Consider the following 18,851-nt stretch of genomic DNA (forward strand, 5'->3'; position numbering starts at 1 on the left):
TTCTATATATATAATAAGGTATAAGGAGCATTTCCTCAAAAAGAAAGATAGACATGACAAGACTGAATCTTCCCCCATTTGAAATCAAGTTGCGCGGCACCAAAGCGCAACCTCAGATATTCGATATTCTGAGAAAAAAATATATTGCGCTCACTCCAGAAGAATGGGTGCGGCAGCATTTCGTCCACTTCCTGGTGGAACACAAGGGTTACCCTGCAGCACTCATGGCAAATGAAATCCAACTGAAAGTGGGTGAAAAAACACTTCGGGCAGACAGTGTACTCTACTCCAGAGAACTGAAACCAAGAATGATTATCGAATACAAAGCTCCCCATATTCCCATCACACAAAAAGTTTTCGACCAGATTTCCATATATAATATGCTCCTCCATGTTGATTACTTAGTGGTAAGTAATGGGCTGCAACACTATATTTGCAAAATGGATTATAACGATAAAAAATATTTATTCTTAGAGGATATTCCGGATTACGAAGAATTATTGACAGAATAAAAAGAGAGAAGGGAGAAAAAATCCCAGAACTTTATAGAAAATCGTTCCGTAATTCTCCCCTTTTAACCCCTTCATTTTTTGAGAATTTCCGGGCAACTGGCCAGCTGATTTGAAATTCGAGAAATATGAGCGGGTTATTTTTTTATAAAAAGTTCGATTTATTTTTGTACTCTCCACAAATTACATTATCTTTGCAGAGTTTATTTGGATTAAAACATTATCTCAGACTAAAGGGATTGAAATATCATCTCAGACTAAAGGGTTTGAAATATGATCTCAGCCTAACGAGATTGAAACGTAATCTTTATTAATATGGTAAATCAAAACATAAAAATAGCTGTGGCAGGAACGGGCTATGTTGGACTTAGCCTTGCCACTTTGCTCAGCCAGCACCATCAGGTAACAGCCGTGGATGTGGTGGCAGAGAAAGTCGAACTAATCAACAACCGAAAGTCGCCAATTCAAGACGAATATATAGAAAGGTATTTGGCAGAAAAACCACTCCAGCTAAAGGCTACGACCAATGGAGCAGAAGCCTATAAAGACGCAGACTTCATCATCATTGCAACTCCTACAAATTACGACCCTGTCAAAAATTACTTCGACACGACCCATGTTGAAGAAGTCATCGAGCTGGTGATGCAGGTGAATCCAAACGCCATCATGGTGATCAAAAGCACGATTCCTGTGGGCTATACTGAGAATGTCAGACAGAAATACGGTTGTGACAATATCATTTTTGCGCCGGAATTTCTCCGTGAGAGCAAGGCTCTCTACGACAATCTCTACCCCAGTAGAATCATCGTAGGCCGTCCGGAAGGCGATGAGCGCCTCGACAAGGCTGCTCATATTTTTGCTGAGCTGTTGCAGGAAGGAGCCATCAAGGAGAATATTGACACCCTGTTTATGGGACTGACCGAGGCTGAGGCCGTGAAGCTCTTTGCCAACACCTACCTCGCCTTGCGTGTAAGCTATTTCAACGAACTGGACACTTATGCAGAAATGAAAGGACTCGACTCTAAGGCCATTATCAATGGTGTAGGACTCGACCCTCGCATCGGAACTTTCTATAATAATCCTTCATTCGGATACGGAGGTTATTGCCTCCCGAAAGACACCAAGCAGTTGCTCGCCAACTATGCTGACGTTCCGGAGAACCTGATTCAGGCCATCGTGGAAAGTAACAGAACCCGAAAGGATTTCATTGCCGACCGTGTGCTCAACAAGGCTGGTTATTATGACTATGCCTACCAAAATAATTATTGTGCAGAGGAAGAGAAAGCCTGCACCATCGGAGTCTATCGCCTGACGATGAAGAGCAATAGCGACAATTTCCGCCAGAGCAGCATTCAGGGTGTGATGAAACGCATCAAGGCAAAGGGCGCACAGGTCATCATCTACGAACCTACGCTCAAGGACGGATCCACATTTTTTGGCAGTTTGGTGGTCAATGATCTCGAAAAGTTTAAGAAGTTGAGCCAGGCCATCATTGCCAACCGCTACGACAAATGCCTAGACGATGTAGAGGACAAAGTTTACACTCGAGACATTTTCAGAAGAGATTAAAATCCTTTGAAAAACTCAAGGAAAAACCTCATGAAAAGCAGGGAATTTTCTAAAAAATAACGAAAGATAAAATAATAAAGAAATAACAAATAATAAACTAAATAAGAAAAAATGGCAAAATTAGTAATTAATTCCTATGAGGAATTTGCATCTCACCTCGGAGAGAAGTTGGGTGAGTCAGAATGGTTGCAGGTAGATCAGGATCGTATCAACAAGTTTGCAGACGCAACACTCGATCCACAGTGGATTCACGTTGACGTAGAGCGTGCCAAGGTAGAGAGCCCTTACCACAGTACAATCGCTCACGGCTATCTTACCCTGTCATTGCTCCCTTACATGTGGCAGCAGATTATCGAAGTGAACAACCTGAAAATGATGGTAAACTATGGTATGGACGAGATGCGTTTCGGTCAGCCAGTCATCACCGGTTCCCGTGTTCGCCTCGTAGCTACCTTGCATGAGATAGCCAATCTCCGCGGCATTTGCAAGACCAGCATCAAGTTTGACATTGAGATAGAAGGCCAGCGCAAGCCAGCACTTTCTGGTATTGCAACCTTCCTCTACTACTTCCAGTAATCACTCCCCAAAGAGAAGAATATGGCAGCAGGAAAATGGATTGGCGGCTTTCTCGGCTTCATGACAGGAGGTCCGCTCGGAGCTCTTGCAGGCTTTGCCCTTGGCGCCCTTTTCGACAAGGGTCTTGACAGTGTAAACGAGGACAGCAGCAACCAGCAGGCATACGCCCACTCCAACAGGAGCTATGAGGGTCAGCGCAACAGTTTTATGTTTTCGCTGCTCGTACTTACCTCCTACATCATCAAGGCCGACGGCCGGGTGATGCATTCAGAAATGGAGTTGGTGCGCCGTTTTCTGAGTCAGAATTTCGGAGAACAGGCTAAGCAGCAGGGTGAAGAAATCCTGCTCAAGCTTTTCGAGCAGCAGAAGCGCCTGGGCATGGCTGAATATCGTACGGTGATACAGGACAGTTGTCATCAGATACGTGCCAACATGGCTTATGAGCAGCGCCTTCAGTTGCTCAATTTCCTGGTCATGATAGCGCAGGCCGATGCTGTAGTAAGTCCAGAAGAGATTGCAGCCCTCAAGGAAGTGGCCATTCACATGGGACTCTCCGTAGAAGATGTCATTCAGATGCTCAATCTACGCAGCGGTTCCTCAGCCACCAGCAGTCTCGACGATGCTTACAAGGTGTTAGGAATCGCCCCTTCAGCCACCAATGATGAAGTGAAAGCAGCTTATCGCAAGATGGCGCTCAAACATCATCCAGACAAGGTTGCTGCCCTGGGCGAAGACGTGCGCAAGGCTGCCGAGAAGAAATTCCAGGAAATCAACGACGCTAAGGAGAAAATCTTCAAAGCAAGGGGATTATAAAGAACTTCATCAGTTTTCTTCATCGGATTACGAAGAGTTAACGGAACTTTCTTGCTCCACGGATTATGCACGGAATTTAAACGGTTGGGGCCTTGCAGCCATTAGTCTAACACCATAACATTCCGGCTTTAGAGGGATATCGCTAAGCCCGTCAGGTCGGGTTTCCGCTTAAAATCCGTGCTAAAATCAGAGGAGGCAGTTAAGAAACCGTGTCTCATCCGATGAATAATAAAATATCGGATAAATAAAAAGCTCGCCAGATTATTCTGACGAGCTTTTTATTTATCTTTTCCGCAGTTTTTTTCCGAAGAATATAATCTGTATATTCCAAAGAATATAATCAGTCATTCCGAAGGATCTATTCTGCAGAGGTTTTCTGCCGGGATTTATTCTGCATCCTCAGACTTCTTCTTGCGAATAGTGCGCTTGCGCTTTGGTTTCTCCTCTGCTACAGGATTGTCGATTTTAACACCAGCCAATTCTGGGTCGATGAGGATACGGCCGCAGTACTCACAAGGAATAATCTTCTTATGCATCTTGATGTCCAACTGGCGCTGAGGTGGAATCTTGTTGAAGCAACCGCCACAGGCATCGCGCTGTACATATACAATACCCAAACCGTTGCGGGCACCCTTGCGGATACGCTTGAAGCTGGCAAGCAGACGTGGCTCGATTTTCTTCTCCAATTCAGCAGCTTTTTCCTTCAGGTTCTCCTCTTCCTCACGAGTTTCCTCCATAATTCCGTCGAGCTCAGCACGCTTCTCAACCAAACCTCTTTCGCGGTCCTGCTTCTGTGCCAAAGCATGATCCAGGTCAGCCTGCTTTTCGCGGATTTTCTGTTCACCCTCACGGATCTTCTTGTTGCAAAGCTGGATTTCCAACTCCTGGAACTCGATTTCCTTGCTCAAAGTATCATACTCACGGTTGTTGCTAACAGTTTCCAACTGAGCCTGATAGCGCTCTACACTTGCCTGAGCGTCCATGATCTCAGCATGCTTCTGAGACAAAGCTCTGTCAAACTGGTCGATTTCGCGATCAATGTTCTCGATACGAGTTGCAAGACCGGCGATTTCATCTTCCAAGTCCTGAACTTCCAGAGGAAGCTCACCACGCAACGCACGTTTCTCATCGATAGAAGACAAGGTGGTCTGAAGCTGATAGAGAGTCTTCAACTTCTCTTCCACTGTCAAATCTGTAGGATCTTTCTTTGCCATATTATTAATATTTAAAATAATTATTTTTATTCTTCTTTATTTTCTTACAAAATTCCCCTTCTGCCCTCAAAAGGACAAAGAGGAAGGGAAAACTATCCCCCAATTAGAACCTCTGAAAAGAGGAAGGGAAAACTATCCCCCAATTAGAACCCCCTGAAAGAGGAAGGGAAAAACAATCCCCCAATTAGAACCCACGAAAAATTTCTAATTTCTCATTTCTAATTTCTCATTTTTCATTTTATCCCCCCTTACAGGTAAATGATCGGATTGGTATTGATTTCTGAGATTTCACACTTCACTCCAGGGCATTTTTCCGTGATAATGCTGCGGAAGATTTCGCTCGTAAACTGTTCGCTCTGATAGTGACCGATGACGCAGATTTGGATTTCCTGCTCATGGCCGAAGAACTCATGATAGTGCATTTCGCCCGTAATGAAAGCATCAGCACCAGCCGCGATGGCAGCATCCAGCAGGAAAGAACCTGCCCCGCCACAAAGCGCCACCTTTCTGATAGGCCTGCGCAGCAACTGGTTGCACTGCACGCATTCCGCCTGAAAACGCTCCCTGAGCATCAGCACCAGGTCGTCGGCAGCTATTCCGTCAGCATGCAGCGCGTCAGTCTCGTCAGTTATCTCGCCAATCACTCCTTCTCCGCCTTTCACACCGTCAATCTCTTTCTCGCCTCCGAAGAAACGAAGGTTGCGGAGTCCAAGTTTCTCAGCTATTTTGAAGTTGACACCACCCTTTGCCGCATCCATATTCGTATGCATGGAAACGATGGCAATATCGTTCTTGATAGCCTTTCTCACGGTGCGCTGTACATAGTTTTCGTCTGAAATTCTCGCCAGTTTGCGGAAGATCAGCGGATGATGGCTCACGATGAGGTTACAGCCCTTTCGGATGGCCTCATCTACGACGGCCTCAGTCACGTCAAGACACAACAATGCCCCTGACACTTCTACCGCCTCTGTCAATCCAACTTGCAGGCCGGCATTATCGTATCCTTCCTGCAAGGGCAGAGGCGCGTAATGTTCAAGGGCATCAACTACCTGATATATTTTCACGCTCTTAAAATATTTTATTTTCATGCACTTTCATCGTCTTTTCATGTCCTATCAGACATCTCGATTAGAGTGCAAAACTATGCTTTAGAGTGCAAAGTTACGCATTTATTCGCAAAAATATCACGAACACTCCTTTTGTTTAATATAATTTAATACTTTCCGATAAAATTATCCGAATACTCTTCGCCCAATTCACATTTTTTCCTTATTTTTGCAACCAAATTGTTTTTAAAAAATCAGAACGCTTATGTATCACTCAACTTTACCTTTCGAATTCGTACTTCCTGCCGAATGGGAACGTCAGAGCGGCATTATGCTCACTTGGCCTCACGCTGAAACAGACTGGAAACCCTATCTGCGACAGATAACAGATACTTATCTGGAACTGGCTGATATCATTACCCGATATGAACACCTCCTCGTAGCTACTCCTATCTTGGAGAGCACCAGGTCGATGCTTGCCAAAAGACTGTCGGCCGACCAAATGAACCGTGTCCACCTCTTTGAAATCGACAGCAATGATACATGGGCACGAGATCATGGTCCGATTACTCTGGTGTGCAAGTCGCAGAACTCAGGCTACATGATGCCTTTCACCCTCCTCGACTTCAAGTTTAATGGATGGGGAGAAAAGTTCCGTTGGGAGAAAGACAATGCCATCACGCAAAACCTGTATTATCAGGGAGCTTTCCAGAACAGTGCGGTCAACAACCATCAGGGATTTGTGCTCGAAGGCGGTAGCATCGAGAGCGACGGCAAGGGCACCATCTTCACCACCTCCCAGTGCCTCCTGGCGCCTCATCGCAACCAGCCGTTCAATCGTGAGCAACTGGAAAAGCTCCTGAAGAATTTCTTCCAGGCGCACCACATCGTCTGGCTCGACCATGGCAATCTGATTGGTGACGACACCGACGGCCATATAGACACCATCGTGAGAGTAGCTCCCCACGACACCTTATTATATGTAGGGTGCGACAATCCTGAGGATGAACAATATGAGGATTTCCAGGCACTCGAAGCCCAACTCAAGAAGCTCTTCACCTTCGAAGGCTATCCTTACCGACTGCTGAAATTGCCAATGCCGGACGCAATCTATGATGATGGCGACCGATTGCCGGCTACCTACGCCAACTTCCTCATCCTGAATGGAGCCGTGATTTACCCTACCTACAACCAGCCTGAGAAAGACGAGGAAGCCAAAAAGCAGATCCAGCTCGCCTTCCCAGACAGAGAAATCATCGGTGTAGATTCGCTCACCATCGTCCGCCAGCATGGAAGTATCCATTGCCTCACCATGCAGTTGCCGGAAGGAGTTATCAGAATGCAGGAACCTGCCCAGTTCTAAATTGGTTTTACGAAAGATTTCATCAATTGAGATTGATTTTGTTTAAGACCTAAAAAGCTGGATTACAGGCTCTTTAGAAGGGGAAAATTTCGGAAAAGAAAAGAAAGATTTTCGGAAAGATTTCTCGGAAGAAGAAGAAAAGAAAGATTCTTTCGGAAGAAGAAAAATTCCTCAGAAGAAGAGAAGAATTTTCGGAAAAGAAAAGAGAAGAAATAAGAAAAAGAAGAAAGAGAAAAATGAAACTCGGATTTTTACAGTTACATATTACGGCAGATGTTGCCGACAACAAGAGACGCCTGGCAGAAGGCATTATCGACCTTGCCCACCGCGGTGCAGAACTCATCGTATTGCAGGAATTGCACAATACGCTTTATTTCTGTCAAGTAGAAGATGTGGATAATTTCGACCTGGCAGAAACGATTCCTGGCCCCTCCACCGATTTCTACGGCAAGTTGGCCAAAGACCTCGGCGTAGTCATCGTCACCTCTCTTTTCGAGCGACGCGCACCAGGACTTTACCACAATACGGCAGTAGTGATTGAGAAAGACGGAACCATCGCCGGCAAATACCGCAAGATGCACATTCCAGACGATCCTGCCTACTATGAGAAGTTCTACTTCACCCCTGGCGACCTCGGTTTCCAGCCTATCCAAACTTCCGTGGGCAAGCTCGGTGTGCTCGTCTGCTGGGACCAATGGTATCCAGAAGCAGCGCGACTGATGGCTCTCCAGGGAGCAGAAATCCTCATCTATCCTACTGCCATCGGCTACGCCAAGTATGATACAGAGGATGAACAACAGCGCCAGCGTGAAGCATGGACCACGGTGATGAGGGGCCACGCAGTTGCCAACGGCTTGCCAGTAGTAGCCGTCAATCGTGTAGGTTACGAACCAGATCCAAGCGAGCAGACAGGCGGAATCCAGTTCTGGGGCAGCAGTTTCATTGCCGGTCCTCAGGGCGAGCTTCTTTACCGTGCCAGCGACAATGAAGAAGAAAGCATCGTGGCAGAAATCGACATCAAGCACAGTGAGGATGTGCGCCGCTGGTGGCCATTCCTCCGCGACCGTCGCATCGAGAACTACGGAGATATCACCAGGCGATTCATTGATTAAACCGTTTTTTGCCGGAAATTCCGATAGAATATCGGGATTCCGGCATACATATATATATTAAGGTATAGTTTTTCAGGATAAATGGAGAATTTGGAAGTGATGGTGGTACTTTTCATCATCGTAATTTTAGGTTACGTCGCCTGCAAGTTGGGATATATGGGCGACAAGTTTGACAAGAAGTTATCCAGCATGGTGGTAGATATCACCTGCCCTCTGCTGGTGCTCTCGTCTGTAATGGGCGATGAGCTGCCCGACCGCACGCTCATCCTCCCGCTTTTGGGCGTAGGTTTCCTTACCTACATCCTTTTGCTTGTATTCGGTTTCGGGGTGCCCCGTCTCATCACACGCAATCATGATGATCAGGGCATGATTGGCTTTGCCCTGATGTTTGCCAACGTAGGATTCATCGGCTACCCTATCGTGTCGAGCATTTTCGGTCCGAAGGCCATTTTCTATGCAGCCCTGCTCAACATGCCGAACACATTCTTTATCTTTACAGCAGGCGTCATGCTCATCAAGGGCGAGTACAGCATTAAGCAGTTCAATCCTAAGGTACTGTTTTCTCCGGCCCTTCTTGCTGCCTTCGTGGCTGCTCTCCTGGTAGCCTTTGGGGTTCATACTCCTGATATCATTGCACGTCCAGTAACGATGGTGGGCAATGTTACGGTTCCGGCAGCCCTGATGATTATCGGTTCCTCGATGGCTAAGTTGCCGGTGAAGGAGATTATCGGCAGTCCGAAGGTATATCTTTCCTCGCTTCTGCGTCTTGTGGCAGTGCCTCTGAGCATTTATTTCCTGTTCAAGGTATGTGGTGTAAGCGATCAGGTCAACAACATCAATACGGTGGTCATTGCGATGCCTGTAGCGAGTTTCGGCACGATGTTCTGTCTGAAATACGGCCGCAATCCATCTCTCATCACCGAAATGACGTTCATCACCACGGTGGGCAGTATCATCACCACCCCGCTCATCACCCTCCTCTTTTCGAAATAAAAGAATCCCCTGATGTAACAGAAAGCACCAGGGGATTTTTATTTACGCAATGACACCTTATTTTACACATTAAACGAAAAAACTCCTTCATTTTTTCGTTATTCCCCGATTTTTGCTTTATCTTTGCAACTATAATCCTTTACCAATCATATAAACAGAAATGAAGATTAACAGTATAACGAAAAAAAGCCTGCTCCTCATCTCACTGGCGATGGTCAGCACTACATACCAGACACAAGCTGCACCGATTGAACATATCGGCGACAGATACATCATGCATCTGCCGGAAATGGAACTCACCGGCGAAGAATCACTCCTCGACGTACTTATGATGTGCCCGGAAGTTATCTCACTCGACGGCAACAACATCATCGGCGGAGATCCCTTCGCCAACCTCTACGGCAAGTTCGTCATCCGTATTGACAACCAGGAATACGGACTCGATTACGCCACCTTCCTCCACCATTTCAAGGCTCGGGAGATAGAAACCATCAAGGTGTGCCAGAACGCTGAAGTGATGAAGGGATGCAGCAGTCTGAAGAAAGTCATCGACATCACACTACGCAAGAAGGAGAACGGAACCACTGGCAGATGGGGACTCTTCGGTGATACCTACGGCGGCGCAAAAGGCATCGTCAGCGTCATCAGCCAGCAGGATAAACTCCGTGTGCTCAGTCATGTAGAAGGCAACTTCCAGCGCACCTCCAGCAGCGATAAGGACGCCTACCAGGGCATCTCAGGCACCACCGTGAACCACTACTCCCACGAGGGTGCCAAGCTCAATCTGCTCTGGACGCCTACCGCGAAGGATGTGCTCGAAATAGATGCGATGCAGACCTATACCCGCAACCATTTCACCCACACCCCAGCCGATTACGTGCGCGCTTATCATCTGCAGGCCGACTACACCCGCACGCTCGCCGAAAACGGTTCCAGCATCCTCTTTACCCTCGGTGCCGAGCATATCAGCGACAACGGCCGCACACAGGAAGAAGCCCAAACATCGCCTTACCAGAACCACTCCACCTACCCCTTCATGGTGGTAGAATACGCCACTCCGGTCATCACCTCCAATCTCTGGATTACGGCAGGATTCGAGGGAGGACTCTCCATCGAGAAGAACTGCATTGCCGGCTACATCAACCATTCCAACTATCAGGATTTCTACGCCCAGCTGGATTACAACATCGGCAAGTGGGGATTCATGGCAGGCGACCGCTTCCGCATCATCAACTTCCGACCTAAGCAGATAGCGCCCGAAGAGCACTGGAAGCATACCACCCGCAACCACATTTACTCGGCAAGTGCCTATTACACCTTCACACCGGGACATACCCTGCAGGCCACCTACTGCCGCCGCATCTTCAATCCTGAGTTCGGCGATTTCGTAACCGCAGGCGATATGGAGGGTGCCTGGCAGCCGGTTTATACTGCGGATATAGGCAACAGTATGGCCAACGTGGTAGAACTCAAGCATACCTACAGCCGCCCAGCCTTCGTGCTCAGCACCTCGGTAAAGAACATCCACCAGCACCTGCTCAACTCCATCCACGACAATACGCTCGGCATCGGAACCACCGCCTTCTGGCATAAGGGCATCATGCGCCTCACTGCCGGTATCAACTACTTCTGGCAGCGTAGCGAGACCCCTTCTGAGGAAACTCAGCAGCGCGATGCAGATTACAACCATTTTGCCGTATTCAAGCTGGCACCGCAGTTCACGTTAGCCGATGGCTGGCGCCTCACTTCCAACATCATCTGGTGCACGCGCCGCAGCAGCAATGCCTATACCCCAGCTAATCTCTATGCCGAAGTGGGAGTATATAAGAATCTGGGTAAGCACTGGACGCTTGAAGGCCGCTTCCACGACATGGCAAGCCAGCACTTTGGCAACCGCGCCGCCACCATCGGCTGCACCTATTATTTTTAACCCTCTTTTCTCACCTATCGCCAACGGCTTTATTTACGAGAAACAGAGAGGATACTGACTTTCAAAGAAAAAGGACTTTCGAGGAAGATTATCCAATGAAAGAGAAAGAAAGAACAAATCCCAATCCTTTGGAATAAATTCCGTGGATTGGGATTTTTATTATGCAGAAGAAATTATAGTTAATTTCAGTAAGTTTCCTAAAGACAACTTGAGAATTTCCTAAATGAACATTAGAAAAACTTGTCAATATCAATGGAAACTCCTATCTGGAAGGTCACACCATCCGTAATCGGACTGTTCAGATAATAATACTTAGGCTTATAACCGAAGAGATTATCCAGCGCCGCATTTACCTTCACCGCCTTGCCGATGCGCTGCACCAGCGAGAGTTTCCAGAGCGTGTAGGCAGGATATTCCACGGAGATCGTGCCCTTGCTCACATCATAATAGTCCTTGTATTCCACATTCTCCACGCCCGAAAGCACACGCCCCTGCAAACCGATGTTCAGCCCATAGTTGCTGCTTATCTGGCGATCGTAGTCCATACGCACGTTCAGCGCATGCTCACGGGCAGGAATATACTGGTTGTTGATGGAATTCCCGTCCTTGTCCTTCGCCAGCTGCTCCTTCGTATAAGCATAAGTGATGCGAGCACCCAGACCATTGTTCCATTTCGCCTGTGCCCCTACTTCACCACCACACACGCTGTAGTCGTCCAGATTAGAATAAGGCAGATAAGGCAGCTTGTCTTCCGCCGTCTTGAAATAAGGAGCCGCCGTAGAAAGCTTGTTCTTCACCTTATTATAATATATAGAGGCCGTATAGTTGTAGTGGCCCTTCGCATATTCGGCCGAGAGATTGAAGTTATGGCTCACCTCCGATTTCAGATGCTCGTTGCCCTCCACGATCCAGATGCCCGACATATCGAAGTTGTAGTACTTCTCCTTCAGCGTAGGCGCCCTGAATCCCATACCATAGCCGGCACGGATGGCAAGATTGCGCAATGGCTTGTAACAAACGTTCAGCTTCGGCGTGAGATGAGAATCCTTGCCATCGGAGAAATAGTCGTAGCGCAGCGCACCCACCAGCTCCCACCGGTCGTTGAGGCGCCAGTCGTACTGGGCAAAGAGATCCCAACTGTCCTGCTTCCTGGTTTCTCCCTCCAGATTGGTGTTGTAGAGATAGTCATGCAGCAGATCGGAACCCACGGTCAGCACGTCGCCACCCCCGAAAGTATGATTGTAGAGCAGGCGGAAGGAATTCTGCACATTACTGTAGTCACGGATGTCAAGACGGGTGATGCGCTGATAGTCCGACTTGTCATACTGGTCGAACGCATAACTTGCCTGCAGGTCGTCAGCATCCGAAATCTGCCAGTTCATGCGCAGACCGCCCGAGAAGTCACGGTAGCGCTCAGGCTGGTCGGCCGACCTCACTGTTTCACGAAAGAAATATCCCGCACGCCCCGTCAGACTGAAGTTGCTGGCAGGACTCCACGTCAACTGCTCCTTCAGATTGACCGTCTTATCCCCATACACCGTAGAGATGATGCGGGTCACAGGATTCGCCGCACTGTGCACATCGTAATTGTCCATGCGGTTGAAGTGGGCAGAAAGCATATTGTTCCAGTGCTTCGAGTTCAGCCCCCACGTAGCCCCATATCGCTGCTCGTTGTGCTTAGCATATCGGGCGTTCACGTTGAGCGTCCAGGGCTGTCGGTTGCGCTTGGTGATGATGTTGATCACGCCGCCCGTAGCATTGCTGCCGTAGAGGGCCGAAGCCGCACCCTTCACGATCTCGATGCGTTCCACATTATCCATATTCAGACGGGTGAAATCCACGTCGTCCATCGTCTCTCCCGCCAGTCTCTCGCCGTCCACGAGAAAGAGCACGCCCTGTCCTCCGAAACCGGAGAAGTTGAGATGCGTCTGCTGGTTCATCGCATACGAGAATTCCACGCCCGGCAATTCCTGTTGCAGCAAGTCCTGCACATTGGTAGCATCCAGTCGGGCAAGTTCTTTGGCATTGATCACGCGCGTCTGAATCGGCGTATCCTTCAGGAATTTAGGCGTACGAGTGCCCGTCACCACCACCTCGTTGAGGTCGAACTGGCGACAAACGGAGTCCACGTAAGCATCATCCGAGTCCATCGCAGCCGCAGCCGGCGCCGTCCCAGCCATGAGCATGGAGAATAAAATATATTTCTTCATTGTTATTTCTAAAAATCAGGATTGCATCGGAAACCCTTTGCATTTACTAATAAGGATACTTGTAGTTGATGGTGAGAAAACACTTCTTACCCTCCTGCGACAGATAGTTTTCCAGCTGCAGGGCAGCATAAGTACCGTCCTTGAGGCGCAGGATAAACACATGATTGTTCATGCTGAAGGCAGGCGGCATAGGTGGAATTTTCATGCTGAGCCATGATGAGAGCACCTTGTTCACGCTGATGCCCTGCGAAGGCACGTAGCCCATCAGCATCAGGTCCTGACTGTCCCACACCAGGTTTTCGCTCCATTCATCCTCCTGGAAGTTCATGTTTCTGAAAGCCTCGCTGCTCTCTGGCAGTTCGTCCATCGAAGTATAGGAAGTCTCCAGCACAGCCCCGCCGTTGGTTCTCACGTTATTGCGGTGTACGGCCAGGGTCCATTCCTCAGGCTCCTCCTGTCCCTCAGTAGGCGTATAATAAGAGAAGGTGTTCTTCTTGATTCCCTCTCCGAAGACATCAAACCAGTACATATATTGTCCCGCCTTTCTGCCCTGTGTAGCTGCCTCATGTCCCGCCTCCGACTCGTCTTTCTCGCCGGTGGCAGTCATCGGAATCGGGTAAGCCACAAATTCCGTCTGCGCTTTCATCAGCGCCTCCTCATCCCCCGCCTCGGTGAGTCGCTGCAGCAGGTTCAGATCCACATAATACCAGTCAGTCCAACTGGTAGCATCTATCAGAAGCTGACCTTTCGCCGGCACTATCTCCTTCGGCTGGTCGTAGATATCGTCAAAAATACCGTTGCAGGAAGTGAGCATCAGGATTCCCACTCCAGCAACGGTCATTTTGAGATGATTCATGATCGTATGAAATATCATCTGCTAAACAAGTTTATCAAAATTATTTTTTTAGGAATTTCTTACCGTTGATGATCACCACGCCCTTGTAGTTGTCACCTACCATCTGGCCCTGCAGGTTGTACATTTTGCCGTCGCCCTTAGCCGTCTCGCCCTTCACCGCGCCGATGCCGTTGGTCACCGCCTTGAAGTTGGTTGAGATATAGAAAGGCATAGAACCCATCTGGAATCTGTTGATGATGTCGCTCACCTTGCTGCCTTCATACTTCACGAGGATATTATTGTCCTTCTCGGCGTTGAAGCTATAATCATTGTCCATATTCATGCTTCCGCCCTTGCAGACAACGTGGAATTTCAGACCGTCGTTCTTGTAGTCACGATAAAAACCACCCTTCGCCTCATCGTAGGTAAGCCCCTTGATAGTGTAAGTGCCGAGAGTCATGTTGCCCATCACAGTATTGTCAAGCGTATAGGTAGGCACGGTCACGTCCATCTTCTGCGTCTCGCCATCCATATACTTGCGCACCTGATAAGTAACGCCCGCATTCTCATAATTCATCATACCGCCAATGCTCACAGCTATCGGACTGCTCACTTCCTTGATGTAGTAAGACTTGATGCTGTAGGTGAGCGGTAAAGGCATCTTGCCGTATTTGAACACCACTTTCAGCGTGAGCGAATTGTCAGCCATATTATAAGTACCGGTAAGCGATGAACCGGTGATGGATTTCTCCTCATTATTCACAGTCACCTTGGCGCTGAAAGTCTGGTCGGCCATCGTAATGACATGATTTTCGCCCATAGTAAACGTCACATTCTCGATAGTGAACGAAGGGATGGTAGCCATACCTTCCATAGCAGGGAGCGTGATGTTGCCAGCCGACATGCTGACCATTTCAAATTTCACCGTATCGCTCTCGCAAGGAGTATTCTGGCCCATCACAGCCATTTCAGAAGCACCGGAAAACTTCAGAGCACCATGCATCTGAGCCGACATAGAGGAAGCCAACATAGTGGCAAAAATAAGCGTAAAGAATTTCTTCATTTTATACAATCTTTCGTTTATATTACTAATCTATTACCTTTTATTGAGTTGTTCCCTTGATGGGGATAAAGTAGAGGAATCGGCAGCCCGTCACAGGCCTCCAGTTCCTTTTCGGGGTGCAAAGGTACAAGGTTTCTCCGGAATGTGCAATACCTAAAAATATGTATTCCGCCTAATCCCCATTTGTAGGTATTAGACGGAATATCTCTAAAATTCTAATCCACGATTTCAGCAGTTTGGTCTTTGCCGCTGTAGAACCAGAAGCCGGCTATCAGACCGATGAAAACCACCAGGATTCCCACCATCTCCACGACGTGATTTCCCGGGTCCACCCATATCTCCTTGAAGAAGCCGTTGCGTGCAGCTATCTCCACAGCCGACCAGAGCACGATCACGTTGGCAAGCGCCATTCTCAGGTTTCTGCCCCAGCTCTTGATGTGCAGTTCCTTCTTGAAGATCATGCCCGAACCTATCAGGCAGAGAATGCCCACGGCGTAGGTAATAGGGTGAGTAGAACCGAGGAAGACAGGGTCGTAGCAGAACATGAGCAGCAGGTACAATCCCCACATCATGATGTTCCATTCCATGAAGGTGACGATGGCAGGATGATGAGCCATCGGACGCAGTTCCACACGTTCTTTCACGCCACAGTGGTTTTGAATCCAACGGATGAAATCGCAGCCCGTTTTGGTGCAGAACACGTACATCACGATAAACATCATCCACATACCGAAAGAGGCAGGCATGATGAGGTATTCAGGTCTGGAGCCACGTATTTCTTTAAGTTCCGCACGTCCGAATTCCTCGATGGGAGTGCCATTGAGCGTATAAGTATGATGAACCCCTACACCATTCACATATTCCGTAGCCGTCTGCACGATACCGTTGCCCACCAGGTCGCAGTGCACGCCGTATCTCTGTGCATAGTAGGCGAAGAGAAATTCCACCCATCCGGTCCAGAAGAGCAGTGCACCCGTCATTCCATAGCAAGTCTGTTTCGTATCCCCCTTTACGAACACGCCGCAGATGGTGACGATGAGTCCCACAAAACCCATAGCGAAAGCCGAGTAGTGCAGCGTGGTAGGTTCGAGCGTATGTTCCATGATGATCATGAGCGCATGTCCGAGCGGCATCAGGAGCAGGATGATGAGGATAGATCCGATGGTCTTTCCCCAATACAAATTCTTCATTTCCATTCTTAAAAGTCTAAAATAGTAAAATGTTATAAATTAATGAATCACTGATATAAAATTGAGCTGCAAAGGTACTACTATTTAGACAGATTCGCAATACCTACATATAATGATTTTGGAGGAAGGGAGGGGTCATCAGAAATAATGACCACGACCGGAAATCACCTGTCACAAATAAATATTCGGCTGCAAATACACTTTTTCGAGGATAAAAACAAGAGAATAATACACTTTTTCGATGATAACGAATGTTAAATCATACACTTTTTCGAGGATAAGAAGAAAAAATCATCCGAAAACCTTAATGACACTTAATGACACTTAATGACACCTGAAGAGATTATTGCAGACTATTCCCGATGCTTCGGTTCCGGCTCCGCCGCCATAGCCGAGTCTTCCTCTGGCAGTTCATAATGTCTGACGCAGCGGTCTTGTAGGAAAATATGGTTGAGAGTGAAGGCAAGCGATTCCAGGGTTTGTTCCCTGACGGCAGGTTTCAGTTCGCATTCCCATACCACGATCGTGTGCCAGCCCATTTCAGCCAGTTTGTGCATTACCTCAAGATCCCGCTGCTGATTGCGCAGAATCTTATCCTGCCAGAACTGGGTATTGGATTTCGGCACGACGTAGTATTTGCATCCTTCATGTCCGTGCCAGAAGCATCCGTTCACGAAGATGCAGGTGCGGTATTTGCGCAGCACGATGTCAGGCTTTCCTGGCAAGCGTGGATGGTTTAGCCTGTATCTGAATCCGTGCGACCACAGGAATTTCCTGACAAGGACTTCCGGCTTGGTGTCCTTGCCTTTGATTGCCGCCATGTTGTTGTGACGCTGTTGTATGGTCAAACGGTCCGACATCTTTAATTTATCATCAACATCTGTTTAACATTGCAACATCGCAGCAGGCGTTATGTTCAGAACCTTGCATAGCAATCTAGCTATTTTTAGAGTAGGCTCAGAGCGCCCTGTTACATAATCGTTAATACGTGAAGGACTTACTCCAATTTCTGAAGCCAGTTGTTTTTGAGTCATTTTCTTTTCATTTAAAGAAAGTTCGATAAGTTCAGAAACAGAAGGCTTTCCGATAGGAAAATGTTTCTTTTCGTATGACTCAACAATGTCCGACATTAATGTCAGTTCTATGGCATTCTTATCGTTGGCAGGCGTATCGTCCGTTACCAATGGCAGGAGATCTTCTATTCTGTTGAGTGCAAACTCATATTGTTCTTTCGTAATTCTATCCATAATAATTTCATTAGAGACACAAAGAGTATTTTCACCACGAACAAAACTATCCCATAAGAAATGATATTTGCTCCGTGGCGACACAATCTATATAAGACAATTCGTATCTAAAACCAAACGACTCATGCCATTTCTAATTTATGTAAATCCATATTATTGATTTCGTCAAGTCTTTTCTGGTCAAGCACACCCGAATCCCAAAGTTCATTCAGAGATTCATCCATTTTCTTTGAATAATAAGAATATAACAATTCTTTCAATTCTTCCAAACCTTTCTGAGAATCATCTACTTGAAACATTTGCAAGAGGTGTACTTGTGTACTATTTAAAACCGTTGCTGCCATAACCTTTATATTAAAACGTTCTACATTTTGTTGCAAATTTACATTTTTCCTTTGAAAACCCAAAAGAAAAGCCCAAAAACTTGGAGAAAAGAGATATATTTCTTATTTTTGCAGCAGATTTAAAACATAAAAAGATGGGAATATATAAGTATCAAGCTGAAATAATATGTCCAAAAGCTACTTACCCAACTACATCATGATATGAGAAACATATACAAAGCTATAGGTAATCGTATTTCTTCAGGAATTGTAACTAACAAAGATGGCAATATCACTACACCAGCAAGCAACGGACATTATAACTTGTTTGAATTCCCATCATGTGACTTATCCAAAACATTTAAACTATAGGAGGGAAATTATGAAAACAATAAAAGGTATTTGCATAAAGAAGCGCAACTTCGACAAATTCAAGAAAGTAGCCGATCTTATATATTTCGATGGACCATTGTTGTCACACTACGTTACCAACAAAGGTGACAACTTTCTCTTCTATTGGATAGACCAAGATGATACAAACAATCGTTGGATGTTCATCAGAACCGATTACGACAATATACAAAAGTACACGAATAAAAAGCAAACATTGCGTAACGTATTAAGTTCGCCATTAGACGACATTGTATATACAGTCGATATTGATGAAGAAGGCAATCATCACAACTTTCAGGCCCACTCCATAGAAGATCTTCCAGAGGATTATCTCCCTACCGAAGATTCTTATTATGAATTTGAGCCAAAAGATGTGAACAAAGAGAACTTATCCATAGCAGAAATGAGCGGCAAGAAACTTGACTGGTTCCGCAAGGTCTGTGCAGCGGTACTTTAGAATTTCTT

At 46.9% G+C, this 18,851-nt stretch carries 18 protein-coding genes; 9 read left to right on the forward strand and 9 right to left on the reverse strand.

Annotation, left to right across the window (positions count from 1 at the left end; genetic code table 11):
• Positions 1 to 53: 53 nt before the first annotated feature.
• The 4 genes from KUA50_RS06935 (at position 54) to KUA50_RS06950 (ending at position 3,467) form a co-directional block, all read left to right on the forward strand.
• The gene (locus KUA50_RS06935; protein WP_218457745.1) at positions 54 to 512 is read left to right on the forward strand and encodes a type I restriction enzyme HsdR N-terminal domain-containing protein; all 459 of its coding nucleotides are present in this window, start codon (positions 54 to 56) and stop codon (positions 510 to 512) included.
• A 312-nt stretch (positions 513 to 824) separates the two neighbouring features.
• Positions 825 to 2,078 (forward strand): nucleotide sugar dehydrogenase, encoded by a 1,254-nt coding sequence (locus tag KUA50_RS06940; protein WP_218457744.1) that lies wholly within the window; start codon positions 825 to 827, stop codon positions 2,076 to 2,078.
• Between the two features lie 111 nt (positions 2,079 to 2,189).
• A complete protein-coding gene (locus tag KUA50_RS06945; RefSeq protein WP_218457743.1) occupies positions 2,190 to 2,654 on the forward strand; it encodes a MaoC family dehydratase in 465 nt (154 codons plus the stop codon).
• Positions 2,655 to 2,675: 21 nt separating this feature from the next.
• Positions 2,676 to 3,467: a TerB family tellurite resistance protein gene (locus KUA50_RS06950; RefSeq protein WP_218457742.1), complete on the forward strand. Its 792-nt coding sequence runs from the start codon at positions 2,676 to 2,678 to the stop codon at positions 3,465 to 3,467.
• A 386-nt stretch (positions 3,468 to 3,853) separates the two neighbouring features.
• Here the strand turns inward: KUA50_RS06950 and KUA50_RS06955 are convergent, their stop codons facing one another.
• Together KUA50_RS06955 and KUA50_RS06960 are read right to left on the reverse strand one after the other, a co-directional pair.
• Positions 3,854 to 4,681, reverse strand: coding sequence for a zinc ribbon domain-containing protein (locus tag KUA50_RS06955; protein WP_218457741.1), 828 nt, complete (start codon positions 4,679 to 4,681; stop codon positions 3,854 to 3,856).
• Positions 4,682 to 4,929: 248 nt separating this feature from the next.
• Positions 4,930 to 5,745: a Nif3-like dinuclear metal center hexameric protein gene (locus KUA50_RS06960; protein WP_218457750.1), complete on the reverse strand. Its 816-nt coding sequence runs from the start codon at positions 5,743 to 5,745 to the stop codon at positions 4,930 to 4,932.
• A 247-nt stretch (positions 5,746 to 5,992) separates the two neighbouring features.
• Here KUA50_RS06960 and KUA50_RS06965 point away from each other — a divergent pair, with 247 nt between their 5' ends.
• The 4 genes from KUA50_RS06965 (at position 5,993) to KUA50_RS06980 (ending at position 11,125) form a co-directional block, all read left to right on the forward strand.
• Positions 5,993 to 7,090 carry an agmatine deiminase family protein gene (locus KUA50_RS06965; protein ID WP_218457740.1) on the forward strand — a complete coding sequence of 366 codons (1,098 nt, stop codon included), beginning with the start codon at positions 5,993 to 5,995 and terminating at the stop codon, positions 7,088 to 7,090.
• Positions 7,091 to 7,326: 236 nt separating this feature from the next.
• A complete protein-coding gene (locus tag KUA50_RS06970) occupies positions 7,327 to 8,202 on the forward strand; it encodes a carbon-nitrogen hydrolase (RefSeq protein WP_218457739.1) in 876 nt (291 codons plus the stop codon).
• 81 nt (positions 8,203 to 8,283) lie between these two features.
• A complete protein-coding gene (locus KUA50_RS06975) occupies positions 8,284 to 9,195 on the forward strand; it encodes an AEC family transporter (protein ID WP_218457738.1) in 912 nt (303 codons plus the stop codon).
• Between the two features lie 160 nt (positions 9,196 to 9,355).
• Entirely contained in the window at positions 9,356 to 11,125 is a 1,770-nt protein-coding gene (locus tag KUA50_RS06980) for an outer membrane beta-barrel family protein (RefSeq protein ID WP_218457737.1), read from the forward strand.
• Positions 11,126 to 11,355: 230 nt separating this feature from the next.
• On the opposite strand, the gene KUA50_RS06985 is transcribed toward KUA50_RS06980, so the two are convergent.
• The 7 genes from KUA50_RS06985 to KUA50_RS07015 form a co-directional block, all read right to left on the reverse strand.
• Complete coding sequence (locus tag KUA50_RS06985) at positions 11,356 to 13,335, reverse strand: TonB-dependent receptor plug domain-containing protein (RefSeq protein WP_218457736.1); 1,980 nt, start codon at positions 13,333 to 13,335, stop codon at positions 11,356 to 11,358.
• A 46-nt stretch (positions 13,336 to 13,381) separates the two neighbouring features.
• The gene (locus tag KUA50_RS06990; protein WP_218457735.1) at positions 13,382 to 14,191 is read right to left on the reverse strand and encodes an HmuY family protein; all 810 of its coding nucleotides are present in this window, start codon (positions 14,189 to 14,191) and stop codon (positions 13,382 to 13,384) included.
• Positions 14,192 to 14,231: 40 nt separating this feature from the next.
• Positions 14,232 to 15,233 carry a calycin-like domain-containing protein gene (locus KUA50_RS06995; RefSeq protein ID WP_218457734.1) on the reverse strand — a complete coding sequence of 334 codons (1,002 nt, stop codon included), beginning with the start codon at positions 15,231 to 15,233 and terminating at the stop codon, positions 14,232 to 14,234.
• 215 nt (positions 15,234 to 15,448) lie between these two features.
• On the reverse strand, positions 15,449 to 16,423 hold the full coding sequence (locus KUA50_RS07000; protein WP_218457733.1) for a hypothetical protein: 975 nt from the start codon (positions 16,421 to 16,423) through the stop codon (positions 15,449 to 15,451).
• Positions 16,424 to 16,776: 353 nt separating this feature from the next.
• Positions 16,777 to 17,283: a very short patch repair endonuclease gene (locus KUA50_RS07005; protein ID WP_218457732.1), complete on the reverse strand. Its 507-nt coding sequence runs from the start codon at positions 17,281 to 17,283 to the stop codon at positions 16,777 to 16,779.
• Positions 17,284 to 17,307: 24 nt separating this feature from the next.
• Positions 17,308 to 17,670, reverse strand: coding sequence for a helix-turn-helix domain-containing protein (locus KUA50_RS07010; protein ID WP_022120483.1), 363 nt, complete (start codon positions 17,668 to 17,670; stop codon positions 17,308 to 17,310).
• 122 nt (positions 17,671 to 17,792) lie between these two features.
• A complete protein-coding gene (locus KUA50_RS07015) occupies positions 17,793 to 18,014 on the reverse strand; it encodes a hypothetical protein (protein ID WP_218457731.1) in 222 nt (73 codons plus the stop codon).
• A gap of 361 nt (positions 18,015 to 18,375) precedes the next feature.
• Here KUA50_RS07015 and KUA50_RS07020 point away from each other — a divergent pair, with 361 nt between their 5' ends.
• Positions 18,376 to 18,843, forward strand: coding sequence for a DUF6575 domain-containing protein (locus KUA50_RS07020; protein WP_218457730.1), 468 nt, complete (start codon positions 18,376 to 18,378; stop codon positions 18,841 to 18,843).
• Positions 18,844 to 18,851: the final 8 nt, after the last annotated feature.

The sequence above is a fragment of the Segatella hominis genome, from assembly GCF_019249725.2.
In the GTDB taxonomy this organism is placed as follows: Bacteria; Bacteroidota; Bacteroidia; order Bacteroidales; family Bacteroidaceae; genus Prevotella.